The organism is Rubripirellula tenax, from assembly GCF_007860125.1.
Lineage (GTDB): Bacteria > Planctomycetota > Planctomycetia > Pirellulales > Pirellulaceae > Rubripirellula > Rubripirellula tenax.
Genome location: NZ_SJPW01000002.1, coordinates 540,647 through 554,220, shown reverse-complemented (window position 1 = coordinate 554,220; position 13,574 = coordinate 540,647). Strand labels below are relative to the sequence as shown.

General features: G+C 57.2%; 10 protein-coding genes. 2 read left to right on the top strand and 8 right to left on the bottom strand.

Annotation, left to right across the window (positions count from 1 at the left end; all coding sequences use genetic code 11):
* Positions 1-3: 3 nt before the first annotated feature.
* The 4 genes from Poly51_RS07805 to Poly51_RS07790 are packed head-to-tail and all read right to left on the bottom strand — an operon-like array spanning position 4 to position 3,600.
* Positions 4-1,380, bottom strand: coding sequence for an NAD(P)(+) transhydrogenase (Re/Si-specific) subunit beta (locus Poly51_RS07805; protein ID WP_146456037.1), 1,377 nt, complete (start codon positions 1,378-1,380; stop codon positions 4-6).
* Positions 1,377-1,676 (bottom strand): NAD(P) transhydrogenase subunit alpha, encoded by a 300-nt coding sequence (locus Poly51_RS07800; protein WP_146456034.1) that lies wholly within the window; start codon positions 1,674-1,676, stop codon positions 1,377-1,379. The genes Poly51_RS07805 and Poly51_RS07800 overlap by 4 nt, the downstream gene beginning before the upstream one ends.
* A 2-nt stretch (positions 1,677-1,678) precedes the next feature.
* Complete coding sequence (locus tag Poly51_RS07795; protein ID WP_146457241.1) at positions 1,679-2,815, bottom strand: Re/Si-specific NAD(P)(+) transhydrogenase subunit alpha; 1,137 nt, start codon at positions 2,813-2,815, stop codon at positions 1,679-1,681.
* Between the two features lie 8 nt (positions 2,816-2,823).
* Positions 2,824-3,600: a sugar phosphate isomerase/epimerase family protein gene (locus Poly51_RS07790; RefSeq protein ID WP_146456032.1), complete on the bottom strand. Its 777-nt coding sequence runs from the start codon at positions 3,598-3,600 to the stop codon at positions 2,824-2,826.
* 68 nt (positions 3,601-3,668) lie between these two features.
* Between Poly51_RS07790 and Poly51_RS07785 the strand changes: the two genes are divergently transcribed.
* The gene (locus Poly51_RS07785; RefSeq protein ID WP_146456030.1) at positions 3,669-6,557 is read left to right on the top strand and encodes a hypothetical protein; all 2,889 of its coding nucleotides are present in this window, start codon (positions 3,669-3,671) and stop codon (positions 6,555-6,557) included.
* Between the two features lie 158 nt (positions 6,558-6,715).
* Positions 6,716-7,738 carry a hypothetical protein gene (locus tag Poly51_RS07780; protein ID WP_146456028.1) on the top strand — a complete coding sequence of 341 codons (1,023 nt, stop codon included), beginning with the start codon at positions 6,716-6,718 and terminating at the stop codon, positions 7,736-7,738.
* 87 nt (positions 7,739-7,825) lie between these two features.
* Here Poly51_RS07780 and Poly51_RS07775 read toward each other — a convergent pair whose 3' ends face one another.
* The 4 genes from Poly51_RS07775 to Poly51_RS07760 form a co-directional block, all read right to left on the bottom strand.
* The gene (locus Poly51_RS07775) at positions 7,826-9,157 is read right to left on the bottom strand and encodes an ABC transporter permease (protein ID WP_146456027.1); all 1,332 of its coding nucleotides are present in this window, start codon (positions 9,155-9,157) and stop codon (positions 7,826-7,828) included.
* A gap of 20 nt (positions 9,158-9,177) precedes the next feature.
* Positions 9,178-9,993 (bottom strand): ABC transporter ATP-binding protein, encoded by an 816-nt coding sequence (locus Poly51_RS07770; protein WP_146456025.1) that lies wholly within the window; start codon positions 9,991-9,993, stop codon positions 9,178-9,180.
* Complete coding sequence (locus Poly51_RS07765) at positions 9,990-11,870, bottom strand: efflux RND transporter periplasmic adaptor subunit (protein ID WP_146456023.1); 1,881 nt, start codon at positions 11,868-11,870, stop codon at positions 9,990-9,992. Before Poly51_RS07765 ends, Poly51_RS07770 begins: the two co-directional genes overlap by 4 nt.
* 253 nt (positions 11,871-12,123) lie before the next feature.
* Entirely contained in the window at positions 12,124-13,536 is a 1,413-nt protein-coding gene (locus tag Poly51_RS07760; RefSeq protein WP_146456021.1) for a UTP--glucose-1-phosphate uridylyltransferase, read from the bottom strand.
* Positions 13,537-13,574 lie beyond the last annotated feature (38 nt).

The following is a 13,574-nucleotide window of genomic DNA, read 5'->3' as shown; positions in this document are numbered from 1 at the left end:
TCCTTAGGACTTAAATTCGGCGATCACTGCGGCCAGTGATGCTTTGGCGTCGCCGAATAGCATGCGAGTGTTCTGGCCAAAGAACAACGGATTTTCGACGCCCGAGAATCCCGACGCCATCGATCGCTTCAGCACAAACACGGTGCGGGCGTGATCAACATTGATGATCGGCATTCCGTAAATTGGGCTGTTTGTATCTTCGCGAGCAGCTGGATTGACGACGTCGTTGGCGCCGATCACGATCGCAACATCGACCGTTTCGATTCGCCGGTTGATGTCGTCCATCTCGACCAATTGATCGTACGGTACGTTGGCTTCGGCCAGCAAAACATTCATGTGACCGGGCATTCGGCCGGCGACCGGGTGGATGGCGTAGGCGACTTCGGCGCCGTTGGCTTCTAACAATTCGCCCAGTTCGCGAACAACGTGCTGGGCTTGCGCCACTGCCATTCCGTAACCGGGCACCATCACCACCGACGAAGCCGCTTCCAAGATCAAGTAGGCATCGTCCGGGGTGATCGGCTTCACTTCGCCTTCGACCTTGGTGGCCGGACCGGAGGTCGCAAAACCCGAGAACAAGACGTTGGTCAGCGACCGATTCATCGCGCGGCACATGATGTTGGTCAAGATGATGCCAGCGGCACCGACCAACGCACCGGCGACGATCAAAATCGTGTTGTTGATGGCGAACCCCGCGGCGCAAGCGGCCAGTCCGGAATAGCTATTCAGCAGCGAGATTACCACCGGCATATCAGCGCCACCGATCGGAATCACCGCAAAGACCCCCAAGGCAAGCGACAAGCCGATCACGACATAGATCAGTGGACTGGTCCAGGCCGGCGACGCCACGATCATGACGCTGCAGACGATGGTGATCGCAAGCAACAACAGCGTGACGTAGCGCTGACCGGCGAATGCACCGGAGCCGCTGCCTAGCTTCTCGGCCAACTTGGCCCATGCCACCAAACTGCCAGTAAACGTGATGCCGCCAATCAGAATCGACAGCACGATCGTGGCAAGCGTGAACGGTGACGAAATGCCGAACTCGCCATTGGCGGTATAAAGCGCAGCCCAGCCGACCAGCAGCGACGCGATCCCTCCCGAACCGTTGAACAGCGCCACCATCTCGGGCATACCGGTCATGGCGACGCGGCGCGCGGCGACCGCACCGACGATCGATCCCAACACGGCCGCAACCGCGATCCACCGATAGTCGACGATCTGTTGCGACAGCATCGTGACGATCACCGCGATCAACATCGCGACTGACGAAATCAGATTTCCGCCAACCGCGGTTGCGGGTGAACCGAGTCGTTTAAGACCGTAAATGAACATCGCCGCGGTGACGATGTAAATGCCGCCGATGATTTCTGGACTCATGATTTTTCCTTCGGCGAATTGTCTTTCTTCTTAAACATCGAAAGCATGCGGTCGGTAACCATGTAACCACCCACGACATTGATCATCGCAAAGAAAACGGCCAACGCACCCAACCCGGTTGCCCACGAACCCAAGTCGGCGCCGGCGGCCAAGATCGCACCGACGACGGTGATCCCCGAGATCGCGTTGGCGCCGGACATCAGCGGTGTGTGGAGCGTTGCGGGCACTTTCGAGATCAACTCGAAACCCAAAAAGACGGACAACATCAAGATGAAGCCCAGGTAGACCATGTCCATGTTTAGGTTCCCATTTTGGCTTGGACGGATTCGTTAACCACTTGTCGATCACGTGTGATCACAGCCGCACGCACAATTTCGTTGTCTGGATCCAGCGTCAGCACTTTGGCGTCGGCGTCCCAGAACTCTTCGATCAGGTTGACCAAGTTGTTGGAATACATTTCGCTGGCGTTTCGGCTGACTTCCGAAGGCAGGTTTCCCAGCCCGATGATTTTGACGCCACCGACGTCAACGATTTTGTCCAACTGCGAACCTTCGACGTTGCCGCCCGTTTCAACCGCCATGTCGACGATCACGCTTCCGGGTTGCATTGCGGCGACCATGTCGGCGGTGATGATTCGTGGTGCCGGCCGACCGAACAGCTGCGCGGTGGTGATGACGACATCGGACGCGGCAATGATTTCTTTCTGGCCTTGGCGTTGGAGTTCGATCTGCTCGGGCGTAAGGGCTTTGGCGTAACCTTGGTCGGTTTGGCCGACTTCGCCCAGATCGATCTCGACAAACTTTGCACCCAGCGACCGAACTTGTTCCGCAACGACAGGACGGGTATCAAACGCCTCGACACGGGCCCCCAATCGTTTCGCCGTTGCGATCGCTTGCAGGCCCGCAACACCCGCACCAATGATGAACACCCGGGCCGGGCGAATCGTTCCCGACGGGGTCATCATCATCGGAAAGACTTTCGGACAATGGTAGGCCGCCTGAATCACGGTCACGTAACCGGCCAAGTTGGCCTGTGACGAAAGCGCGTCCATCTTTTGTGCGATGGTCGATCGTGGAATCATCTCCATCGACAGCGATGTGACACCCTGCGCCGCCATCGCACCAATCAGATCCGGATCGTTGAATGGGTCAAGGAAGCTGACATGGACGGCGTTCTCTTTGAGCCAGCCAATTTCTTCGGCCGACGGTTTCCGCACGCGAAGCACCAAGTCGGCGTCGGCAAGCACGGCGCGACGGTCGTCCGACACGGTCGCGCCCGCTTGGACGTACGCCTCGTCATCAAAACCGGACTCGATTCCCGTTCCGGACTCGACAACGACACGGAAGCCGTAACCGACTAACTTTTTCGCATTGGCTGGAACCAATCCGGTTCGACGCTCGCCGGGGAACGTTTCTTTCGGTACGCCGATCTGCATGGAGCCGCTCACAAGTTTTGAAGGTATTCGATACTTTGACTCAGTTCACCGATACTCGAATCTGCTCGTCCGACGACGTAGCGGCCACGGTATCGATGCTCTTCCAACAAGCCAATCAGGTTCGGGAAATCGGCGATCCCCTGTCCCAGAGGAACCCCAATACCACGACCGGCTGCGAGGTCGATGACGCCGTCAACCGCATACACTAATTGAATTCGCTCGCGAAGTTCGCGCACCGCGTCGGGAACTGAAAAACGATTGATGATCAATTGGCCGGGATTGAACGCAACGCCGACAAAACCGTCGTCCGACGTGTTCAAAAGCTTCGCCAACACTTCGCCGGGTTCGGTACCCGTCTCCGCAGCAAAAAACGCACCGACGCGAGCCCCGTGTCGCCCCAAATCGTCCATCACTTCTCGCAGCGTCGCGTAACGCGGATCGTCTTCTGAGTCGGGGACCGATCCGATCGAATTGACCAGCACGGGAGCCCCCAGCTTATATGCTAGCAACATTGCTGACTTGGTCGCGTCCACACGTTCGTCGAGATTTTCTGGCCGATCGAAGCCCCTGCGAGTCGGAAAACGCAAAGAACTGACCTTCAAGTTGAGGTCGTCCAGCATTTTTCGCAACTGTCGCAGCCCGGTGTCCGACAATTGAGAAGGGTGAATGCCGCTGCGCGCATCCAGCTCGACGGCTCTGACCCCCAACCGGGACGCCAATTCCAAGGACGGACGCAGCGCCATTCGCATCGGTTCGGTCCGCAACGCCAGGTTCAGCTCGGCCATATCGGGATCGCTCTCGGATTCAAGTTCATTCGGTTTTACTTCTCGCTAATACTCGTGACATCTCACCCATGACCGGTATCAACACCGGCGGCATCTTACGTGTCGCAACTGCAGACGCCTACACCGCCGCATCGGCGGGTGGAACGTCGTGCGCGTTTGCGATCCGCTCGCTGCGGTGGTTGATCGCTGCGTGGATGGTCGGATTCGTGCTTGCGGCTACGGCGGTTGCCCAGTCGTTGCCCGCTGATTCGTCGACCGATGAAAATCAGTTGGTCGCGTCTCTGACAAAATTGGAGAGCTATTCGTGGACCTTCGGGCGTAGGGACGACCCCGACTTCCAAGGGACTCCCAAAGGTTGGAAGCAACGAATCGGCGACGGATTTCCAAAGTACGTCGGTTACCAGATCGTTCCACGTGACGAAGACTTTGGCCAGCGGATGCGACAGATCGACACCGAACTGGTGCGAATGTGGTCCAGCCTGCGGCCGCGATTCCCGAGCCTCCCGGCATTGCCGCCGTCGATTTCGGACATGACGGTCGATCGATACTTGAGAATCGACCTCGACGGTGGACAATTGATGGCCCAGTCGCCAACGATCGAAGCCAGCCGAATGTTTCAGTATCGATTCTCGGCCGACATCATGACTCAGGGACTGCGTCATGACTCGGCTCGAGCGGAACTGATTTTTTTGGACGAACGCGGCGACGAAATTGCGGCCCATTCGACCGATCGAATCACGGGGACGACCAAGTGGACGACCTACCGCGTCGATTTGGTACGGCCACCGGTCGGGGCAAAAGCGATGCAGGTTCGCGTGCATGTGCAACGCAGCGACGATGGACTCGAAGACATTCGCGGCACGATAGGGTTCGACAACCTTCGGATCGACCAGTATCCGCAGCTGCAGATCACGACCAACCAGTCGCGCGGTGTCTATCGCGTCGGCGAATCGATCACCACGACGGCAAAGATCATGGGTTTGCCGTCGGGCGATTCGACGATTCAATTCGCCTTGCTGGATCACGCCGGTCGCGCGATTGCCAAACAGCAACTATCGGCGCGTCACGGCAACTTGCAATCCGCTTCGAAATCGTCATCAAAGAAGCCCGTCGTGTCGCCCGATTCCGAAGTCACATGGGCGCTGCCACGGTTGGAACCGGGGTTCTACCGCGTCGCCGCGTCCATCGTGGGGAAACAGACGTCCACGCTATCAACCGAGGTCACGCTGGTTGTGATCGACGACTTGGTGGGCGGGCCGCCGCACGGTCCGTTCGGTTGGACGCTGCCGCGCGGATCACGATCGGCATCGCCTCGCGAGTTGGCGACATGGTTGTCCAGCCTCGGTGTTGCTTGGGTCAAGTATCCGTGTTGGATCGCTCCCGATGACACCGCGAGTGCCGAAGAAGTCGCCGCATTGTTGTCGCGTCTGCAAGACTCGGGTTTGCAAACGATCGGCATGCTCGATGCGCCACCCGAGTCTCAGATACCGAAGTATCAATTGCGAGGTCGCCGCGACATTGTTGCCGCGCAAGTGTTTCGCGACGTCAATACTTGGCAACCATTGCTTGAACCGATCATGACGCGCTTAACGTTGAAGGTCCGAACCTGGCAACTTGGCGGCGATCGCGATTTTAGCTTTCTGGGACGACCGCGTTTGCAAGAGTCTATTCAACAGATTTCGACGGGGCTGCAAGGATTTGGGCAACCGATCGAGGTCGCGATCTCGTGGCCCTGGTTAGAGGAAGAACTGCATAGCAAAGAAGCTTCGTGGCAAGCCGTTTGCCGAAGCAGTGATCCGCCGTTGGCGGCACACGAATTAGATGCGTTTTTGGAACTGGGAGAATCCCAGTCTCGCGGCGACGGGCCGCGGACTTGGCTATTGCTCGATCCGATCAATAAAAGCGGCTATGACCGCGATGCCCGTATCCGCGATCTCGTTCTACGGATGGCAACGGTTCGCTCGCACCGTGTTCAGGCAGCCTTCGTAAGCGATCCCTACGATCCACAAAACGGTTTGCTGCGCCCCAGCGGACGGCCGGACGAACTGCTGTTGCCATGGCGGACGACGTCGCGATTGATCGGAAACTTGCGCAAGACGGGATCACTTCAGTTGCAAAGCGGTGCGCAGAATGCCGTCTTTGTCGGTGGCGATCGGGCCGTGTTGATGTTGTGGTCGGCCGAGCCGGCGGTCGAAAAAATCTACTTGGGGGACAACGTCCAAATGATCGACGTGTGGGGGCGAGTGACCGACTTACCGATTCAACCCGATCCGATCCAACCGTGCCAGCATGTTTCGATCGGCCGGGTTCCAATCTTCATCGTCGGGGCCGACCCATCTCTGCTCGCATTCCGAATGTCGGTGGAACTGCAACCCAAACAGCTCGACAGTCTGCTGGGCCAAGTGCAATCGTTGAGTGTCAAGTTTGCCAATCCGACTCGCGACAGCTTGGTTGGAACCGTTCGCATTTTGACGCCTGAATCATGGTCGATCAGCTCACCCATCCGCAACTGGGAAACGCTCAGTGGACGATCGACGAGCGAGTCATTCGATGTCGTGCTGGGCAATACTGCGAAGATCGGTGACTACGATGTTCCGCTGCAATTCGAACTCGAAACCGTGCCGCCAAAGCTGATCACGGTCCATCGCAATTTGTCGGTCGGTCCCGAGGGGCTCGAGATCAAGATCACGACGCGATTGCTACGCGGGAACGAAATGCGAGTCCAAATCGAGATGACGAATCGTTCCACGCGAGCGCAATCGTACGACTGCTTGTTGTTTCCACCGCCGGGACGACAATACAAACGCCGCTTTGTGACGATCCAGCCCGGCGAAATGATCCGCCGAGAAATTTTCTGGCCCGACGGTGATGAGCTCGTCGGAAAACGAATGCTGCTGCGTTCCGTCGAACAAGACGGCAATCGTGTTCTTAACTATCCGATCGATGTCACACGCTGATCGACGATTACTTTCGCTTTCGCGTGACAAATGGATCTTTGGAAATCGACCAGAATCGACTGCGATGTGAATCGGCGCTTGCATCGGTGACGCCATGGAAATAAGTTGCGCTGGCAGGTCTCGACTACCCCCTCGCCACGCACCTCTCGGATTCGCCCATGATCGCCTGTTGTCGTTTTCGCAGAATCACTTCCTCAGCCATTCTTCTATGTTCCGTCTTTGTCCTGGTCGATGTTTCGTCGGCCGAGGATGAAGCGGCAGTCTTGAATTACTACGGATACAAGCACTGTATCCGTCTTAGCAACGCGTCGACCTCTGTGACGCTTTGCCCCGAGGCCGGTGGCCGCGTGCTGGAGTACGCCCTCGATGGAGCCAACGTGCTGTATCTGCCATCCGGCGATGAAGGGTGGACCTACGAGAAAGACGCCTCCAAAACACCCATGAATGCAGGCCGGTTTGATATCGGCCCCGAGAAAATGGTCAACCGTGGGATGGTTCTTTGGGCGGGTCCTTGGAAGGGTGAAATCACCGGACCGCGCTCCGCCAGGATGACTAGCGAGTATGATCCGGAATCAGGCGTCCGATTGGTTCGTGACTTTGAACTGCACGAAACGACTTCCCAGCTCCGTTGCACGCAAACGATCGTCAACGAATCGAAAAGTCACGTCAACCTATGCCATTGGAGTCGAACGTTTGCTGTTGGCGGTGGCATCGTTGTTGTTCCCCGTTCGCCACGCGGCCGATTCCCGCACGGATATGTGCGTTACGAGAACGGCAACGTGCTAACGATTGCACCCGAGGATCCGAACATCGAAGTTTCGGATCGGGCTGTGGTGATTCGTGACGTGCCGGCAAAACCCAAGTTGGGGTTCGATTCCCATGCCGGTTGGTTCGCCTACTTGGCACCCAGCAATCAAATGTTCGTCAAACGTTTCACGACCTACCCCAACCGCGCGTACAATGAGTTTGCGGCGCTGACGATTTCGGTATGGTACCCCAACGACCCAATGGTCGAGCTAGAGCCGATCGGGCCCGCAGAAAATCTGGGGCCCGGAAAAGCAGGAAGCTTCACCGAAGAGTGGTGGCTGTTGCCACATGCCTTCCCCGGCGAATCCCGCGCCGTCGATTTTGAATCGATACAAACCTTGGTCAACGAAAAAACGACGCCACCAAGTCGCTGACGCTGAACTTTGTGAAGCGACAATCGCCAACAGCGTGGCCGAATGCAACGACGTGCTCAACAACGAAGCAGTACGGCGGGGCAGCCCTTATTCATGACGCAAGGCCTCGATGGGATTCATTTTCGCGGCGCGGATTGCCGGATAGAGACCGCTGATCAAGCCGACGCCGACTGCGATCGCGACCGCCAACGGAATCGTCCAGTAAACGATCGCGGGTTCTGCTTCACGAATCGCCGCCGGCAGCGCCGCGAACTTTTCGGGAAGCGTTTGTTTCACGCCCCATATCGCCAACCGATAGAGTGGCAAACTCATCAACCCGATCAAAATTCCCAACATCGCGCCAGCGAAGCTTAGCACGGTCGTTTCGACAAGAAATTGATTCGTGATGTCACGCTGTTTTGCGCCGAGGGCACGCCGAATGCCAATCTCGCGAGTTCGTTCGGTGACACTCGCCAACATGATATTCATGATACCGATCCCGCCGACAACCAACGAAATACACGCAATCAAAATGCCGATCCCCAGAAACATCAGCTTCATATTGCGAGCCTGTTCCAACAATTCCAACGGCACGACCACCGCAACGTCATTGAGCATACCGTGCGATTGAGCGAGCAGCCCTTCAATCATGGCGGCAGAGTTTTTGACTTGGTCTTGGTTGATCGCCTGCAATGTGATTTGATTCAGTTCCATGATCTCCATTTGGAACTGACCACTGCGACGCGTCACGATCGTATCGCCGATGCGTTTCCGCAGCGTATTCATCGGAATGTAGATGTCCGATGAAAAGTCTTGCGAGTCGAGCGATCCACCGATAGCTGCCGACGGATTGCGGTGCTTCAGTACGCCGATGACTTTGTACTTATCGGTGTGTTCCGGAACGGTCACTCGTTTGCCGAGCGGTTCTTCGAACGGAAACAACCGTTCGGCGACGCCCGCCGAGATCACACAGACGGTGTCCGCCTTGATCTCGTCGGCGTCGGAGATGAATCGTCCGCCCCCGGATCGAATTTTCAAATGATTGACGTCGGAATACGCCGGCGTGCATCCTACCAACCGGCCGTCGACGACTCGATCGCGGTAGGTGAACTGTCGGCGAATTTCACGAATCGGAATGGCCGTTTCGATCGTCGGCACGTTGACCAGAATTTTTTCCAGGTCGCTGCGCAGCAAACCAAACTGGGTCGCCGCCATGCCGGCCAACTTGTCATCCGGCGGCTTTTGGCTTCGGACGATGATGGTCGTGGAACCGAGCGATTCAATTTGTTTTTGAACTTGGTCGCTGGCGCCCTGGCTGACCGCGGTCAAAACAATCACGGCCCAAACGCCGATCATGATGCCAAGCATCGTCAACCCGGTGCGCAGCGGGTGCAGCGCCAAGCTTTTGATGCCAAGTTTCCACGTTCGTAGCCACAACATGTTCGGTCGATCCTCTTGGGTTACTCGCGAGCCTTCAGTTCAGCAACAGCGATCGCGTGCTTGGCACGTACCGCCTCGCGGGCCGATTCTTCGACCAATTCGTCAGTATGCAGCATTCCGTCTTTCAATCGGACGATTCGCTTTGCTCGCAGCGCGACATCGTCTTCGTGAGTGACCAGGATGATCGTACGACCTTCCGCGTTTAGTTTATCGAAGATCGCCAAAATCTCGTCGGTGGTGATCGAGTCCAAGTTGCCGGTCGGTTCGTCCGCCAAAACGAAAAACGGGTCATTCACCAAGCTGCGCGCGATCGCCACGCGTTGTTGCTGTCCACCGGACAATTGCGTCGGTCGGTGATCCAGACGATCCCCCAGGCCAACCTGTTTGGCCAATTCGACGGCACGCTCGCGCTGCTTCGGACCCAACTTGCCTTGGTAATAAAGCGGTACCTGAATGTTCTCGACGACGGACAATTGCTGGATCAAGTTGTACGATTGAAACACGAAACCGATGCGACGACTGCGAATGTCGGCCAACTGATCATCCGACATGGTCGAGATGTCGTCGTCACCCAGCATCAAGCTGCCGCTGGTTGGCTGATCGAGACAGCCGAGCATGTTTAGCAAGGTGCTTTTGCCGCTGCCCGACGGCCCCATGATGGCAACGTAGTCGCCTTCGGGTACGTCAAACGACACGCCACGGAGTGCGCGGACGGTCTCGCTTTTAAGCACGTATTCTTTCTTCAGGTCGCGAATCGAAGTCGCAAACCGTTTCGGCGATTCGGTCGATTTCGAAGCCGGCGCGGGGCTGGTTCCGTAAGCATCGGTCACGCTCATTGCGCGCCCCCGGCACCGCCTTCACTGAACCGAGCCGTCATGGACTTGGTCAATTCGGCGCGAGAAACGGCGCCATCGCCATCCTCGTCTGCCGCAGTGATGCCACTTCGGAAACGCTCGTCGACCGAACTGATTTCATCCGCCGACAACGTGCCGTCACCATCGGCATCACTCCGCTCCATGGTGCGCGATACCATCGAAGCGGCATCTGGTTTTCCGGTACCCGCGGCCGAGTCGGGCCGTCCGCCACCACCGGCATCAGGTCGTCCGCCGCCTAGTCGTCCACCGCCGCCACCGGCACCTGGAGGGCGACCGCCGCCTTCACCGCCACCGCCTTGCCAACCGCCGCCCTGAGGTCGCTGTGTTGCGTCGGGAGCGCCAATCGGACCACCGGGCTGTTGCGCAAATTCGCGTTCGGCGCCCAGTTTCCGCATCTCGCTGTTGTCTTCTTCAGCGACATCGGGCAGTTCCATCAGCGTCAGGTGCTCGCGAAGGTTCAGCACGATCCGATCGTCCGCTTTCAATCCTTCGGTGATGCTGGCCATGGTGTCGTTGGTCGCGCCGATCGCGACCTTCACCGTGTCGAACGACTTCGGCGATCGTTGGACCAACGTGTACATTTCGCCGCCATGTTCGTACAAACCTTGAATCGGAATTTGCAGGGCATCTTCAAGCTGTTCGACAAAGATCTGGACCTCGGACGTCATGCCCGTACGAATATTTTCCGGCGGATCCACAATCTCGATCGTCGTGGCATACTCTTTGATCGACGAACTGAAAAATCCACCCGGTTCGGCGTATCGGTTCACCTTCTTGACGATGCCCCTCAGCTTCAAGCCGGGGATCGCATCAATTTGAATCTTGACCGGCATACCGAATCGAACCAGCGTGATTCGCGATTCGTTGATATTGCACTTGACCTGCATCCGCGTCGGATCGGGCAAGCGGATGATGGCTTGACGTTCCCGAACCGTCGAACCCGCTTCGACGACGAACTCGGCACCACCGCCACGATTGCTGAATCGATTGGCGTGGACCACAACCCCATCGGCGGGCGCGTACAACACGCACTTTTCGATTTGTCGTTCGATATCGTCCAGTTCGTTTTGCTCTTCCATCAACTCGCTCGATGCGGCGGAGAGTGCCGCCGACGCGGCCTCGATCTCGCTATCGTATTGAACGACCATCTTTCGTTTTGTCAGGTCACGCAGCACCTGCAGTTGACCCTGCGTGGCTTTCAGTTGGTTGGTCGCGTTGATGACGGCAAACTGATCGGCCTGCAACTGCAACTCTTTGACCAAGCCTTTCGCGACGAGTCGGCGACTGCTTTCGATCGCCAATTTTGCCTTCAGCAAGTCTTGGTTGGCGACGGCTTCGAGACTCAACAGCGCCGCTTCTTCCGTCTTGAAGATTCCTTGCAGGTATTCTTCTTTGGATATCTTGGCTTGTTCCAGTTGCGCCTGGGCCGTCGTCACGCGAGCCTCTTCGGTGATGACTTGGATCTTCTGCTCTTTGAGCCGGATCTCTAACTGCGACGAATCGAGTTCGACCAGCTTGTCGCCTTTGGCAACCTTGGTGCCTTCGTCGACCACCCAAAGAATCGCTGTGCCACCGTTGCCGTTGTTTGACTTGACTTCGCAAATGACTTCGGTATTGCTGCTGCTTTCGACCTCGCCCTGTTCCAGAACGATGTGGTCGAACGAACCTTTCGACACCACTTCCGTGATTAAGTCTTTTGCATTGACCCTGGATTCGGCATCTCGGAAAAACCGATATCCCACCGCGCCGACGATCCCGGCCAGAATCAAACAGACGAGCAAACCGCCGAGCAAGCCGCCGCAGCGATCCCGACGTCGTGAACGGGTGAATCGTTTCATTGGAAAATCGTTGCGAAAAGGAGGGAGGCGAGAGTAGGCGGGGAGACGGCCGTGGCCGGCTCAGTTGATGGCTTCAGCGATCCGCTATTCGTTGAAACCCCGAAGGACGGGGCGAGGTTTCGCGAACGCCGAAAAGGGCACGTGGGATGGGGCTTTTCCGGGCAATTCGAGCTTCTCGATCACTTCACCATCGGATCAGCTCGAGATTTCACGCTTTTCCCCGGGGGAAAACTACCGTCCGGCCTCATTCTAGTTAGTTGTCAAAATATCGATCGGAATCGATCTTCAAATTGGAAGAGATCTTTTCGCGGACCTGTTCGGCGGACATCGCAAATCGTGGGTTGATTTCAACCACGGCGGTATCCGAGACGTCTGCACCTGCGGCTCGCAACCAACCCTTGTGGAGGTCCGAAACGGCGGCTCGGGCCAAGGAAGCGGTATCCGTCGCGGCACCTTCGGCGTTCTTCACCGGAGCGAACGCCTCGCTAGGCAGGGCTTCGACCACAAAGGCATTTTCGGCGTACGGCAGCAGATCAAAAATAAAACGTTCGAACTTCGTCGCATTCGGTTCAGCCGGATCAACCGATCGACCTTGGTCGTCGACATGGCCGACTTTCTTCGACGCGCGGTGGAACGGCAGGGCATCCGATGTTCGACTCATTCGTCGCAAAAACGCAACATCGATCATGTGAACGCCGATGTTGCCGGCCCACAACTTTAGCTCGCCTTGGTCGTTGGTCGCCACGGCTGACGATTCGGGCAAATCGCTATATTCGATGATCTGGACTCGCCCATCCACCAAAACAACATTGCCGACTTTTTCGGTTGGGTAGCGTTTGCGGACGACTTGAGTGGTCATCTCGCTAGCGGCCATGACGTGGTGACCGATCAGGACGGCGTCACAAAGATTCGCCAGCGGATTGTCGACTTGGATGTAGGCCAAGTATTTCACGCCGCGACGGTCCGCGTCGTCGAGACACCCGCTGCGATCGAGTGCTCCCACCGTACCGCCGTGACCATCAGGGCTAAGTGCTAACGAATCCTTCGACGCCAACAACAACTTGCCGCTCGCCGCATCCACGGCCGGCATGGTGCCCTGTTTGAAAATCCGAACTTGGTCCGGATGAAGGCCTAGGTAATTGTTGTCTTCAAAGTACTGGCGAGTTTCCGCGTCCGTCGCATCGCTCGTCATCACGTACCAGGGAACTTCCGTCCCATAGCGATCGCCGATCGCCCGCAATCGATCCGCAAAAATTTGGAACAACGTCCGCTTCGATACCGGACCGGCGGGGAACATGCCTTTGGGTTGATCGAATCCCAATCGCGTGCCCTGGCCACCGGCCACCAAAATCGCACCGACTTCACCGGCCGCCAACGCCGCTTCACCATGTCGGATCGCCTCGTCGACCGACCACGCCGCGCCCGTCCCGTCGGCTCTTACCGAAGGCGGCGACATGGCTCGGTCCGCCATGGCGGCAAAGTCTTGCTTGACGTCCTGGCCTTCGACCAACAACTTCAGTTGATCCAAGCCGATATCAGCGATCTGGGCTGATAATTGAGTGCGGCCGGTTTCGTCCAACTGACCCCAGAAACGTAAAACGTGCTCCTGGCCAAAGAGGGCGAGTTGCTCTTGCAAGGTTTGATGAATATCGGTTTTGTCGGACATCGAATGTTTATCGTGAAAGAGTAAATGGAGTCAACAAT

Coding starts and splice junctions, on each gene's coding strand:
- Poly51_RS07795 (WP_146457241.1), bottom strand. CDS start 2,815: ATGCAGATCGGCGTACCGAAAGAAACGTTCCCCGGCGAGCGTCGAACC.
- Poly51_RS07790 (WP_146456032.1), bottom strand. CDS start 3,600: ATGGCCGAGCTGAACCTGGCGTTGCGGACCGAACCGATGCGAATGGCG.
- Poly51_RS07805 (WP_146456037.1), bottom strand. CDS start 1,380: ATGAGTCCAGAAATCATCGGCGGCATTTACATCGTCACCGCGGCGATG.
- Poly51_RS07785 (WP_146456030.1), top strand. CDS start 3,669: ATGACCGGTATCAACACCGGCGGCATCTTACGTGTCGCAACTGCAGAC.
- Poly51_RS07800 (WP_146456034.1), bottom strand. CDS start 1,676: ATGGACATGGTCTACCTGGGCTTCATCTTGATGTTGTCCGTCTTTTTG.
- Poly51_RS07780 (WP_146456028.1), top strand. CDS start 6,716: ATGATCGCCTGTTGTCGTTTTCGCAGAATCACTTCCTCAGCCATTCTT.
- Poly51_RS07765 (WP_146456023.1), bottom strand. CDS start 11,870: ATGAAACGATTCACCCGTTCACGACGTCGGGATCGCTGCGGCGGCTTG.
- Poly51_RS07770 (WP_146456025.1), bottom strand. CDS start 9,993: ATGAGCGTGACCGATGCTTACGGAACCAGCCCCGCGCCGGCTTCGAAA.
- Poly51_RS07760 (WP_146456021.1), bottom strand. CDS start 13,536: ATGTCCGACAAAACCGATATTCATCAAACCTTGCAAGAGCAACTCGCC.
- Poly51_RS07775 (WP_146456027.1), bottom strand. CDS start 9,157: ATGTTGTGGCTACGAACGTGGAAACTTGGCATCAAAAGCTTGGCGCTG.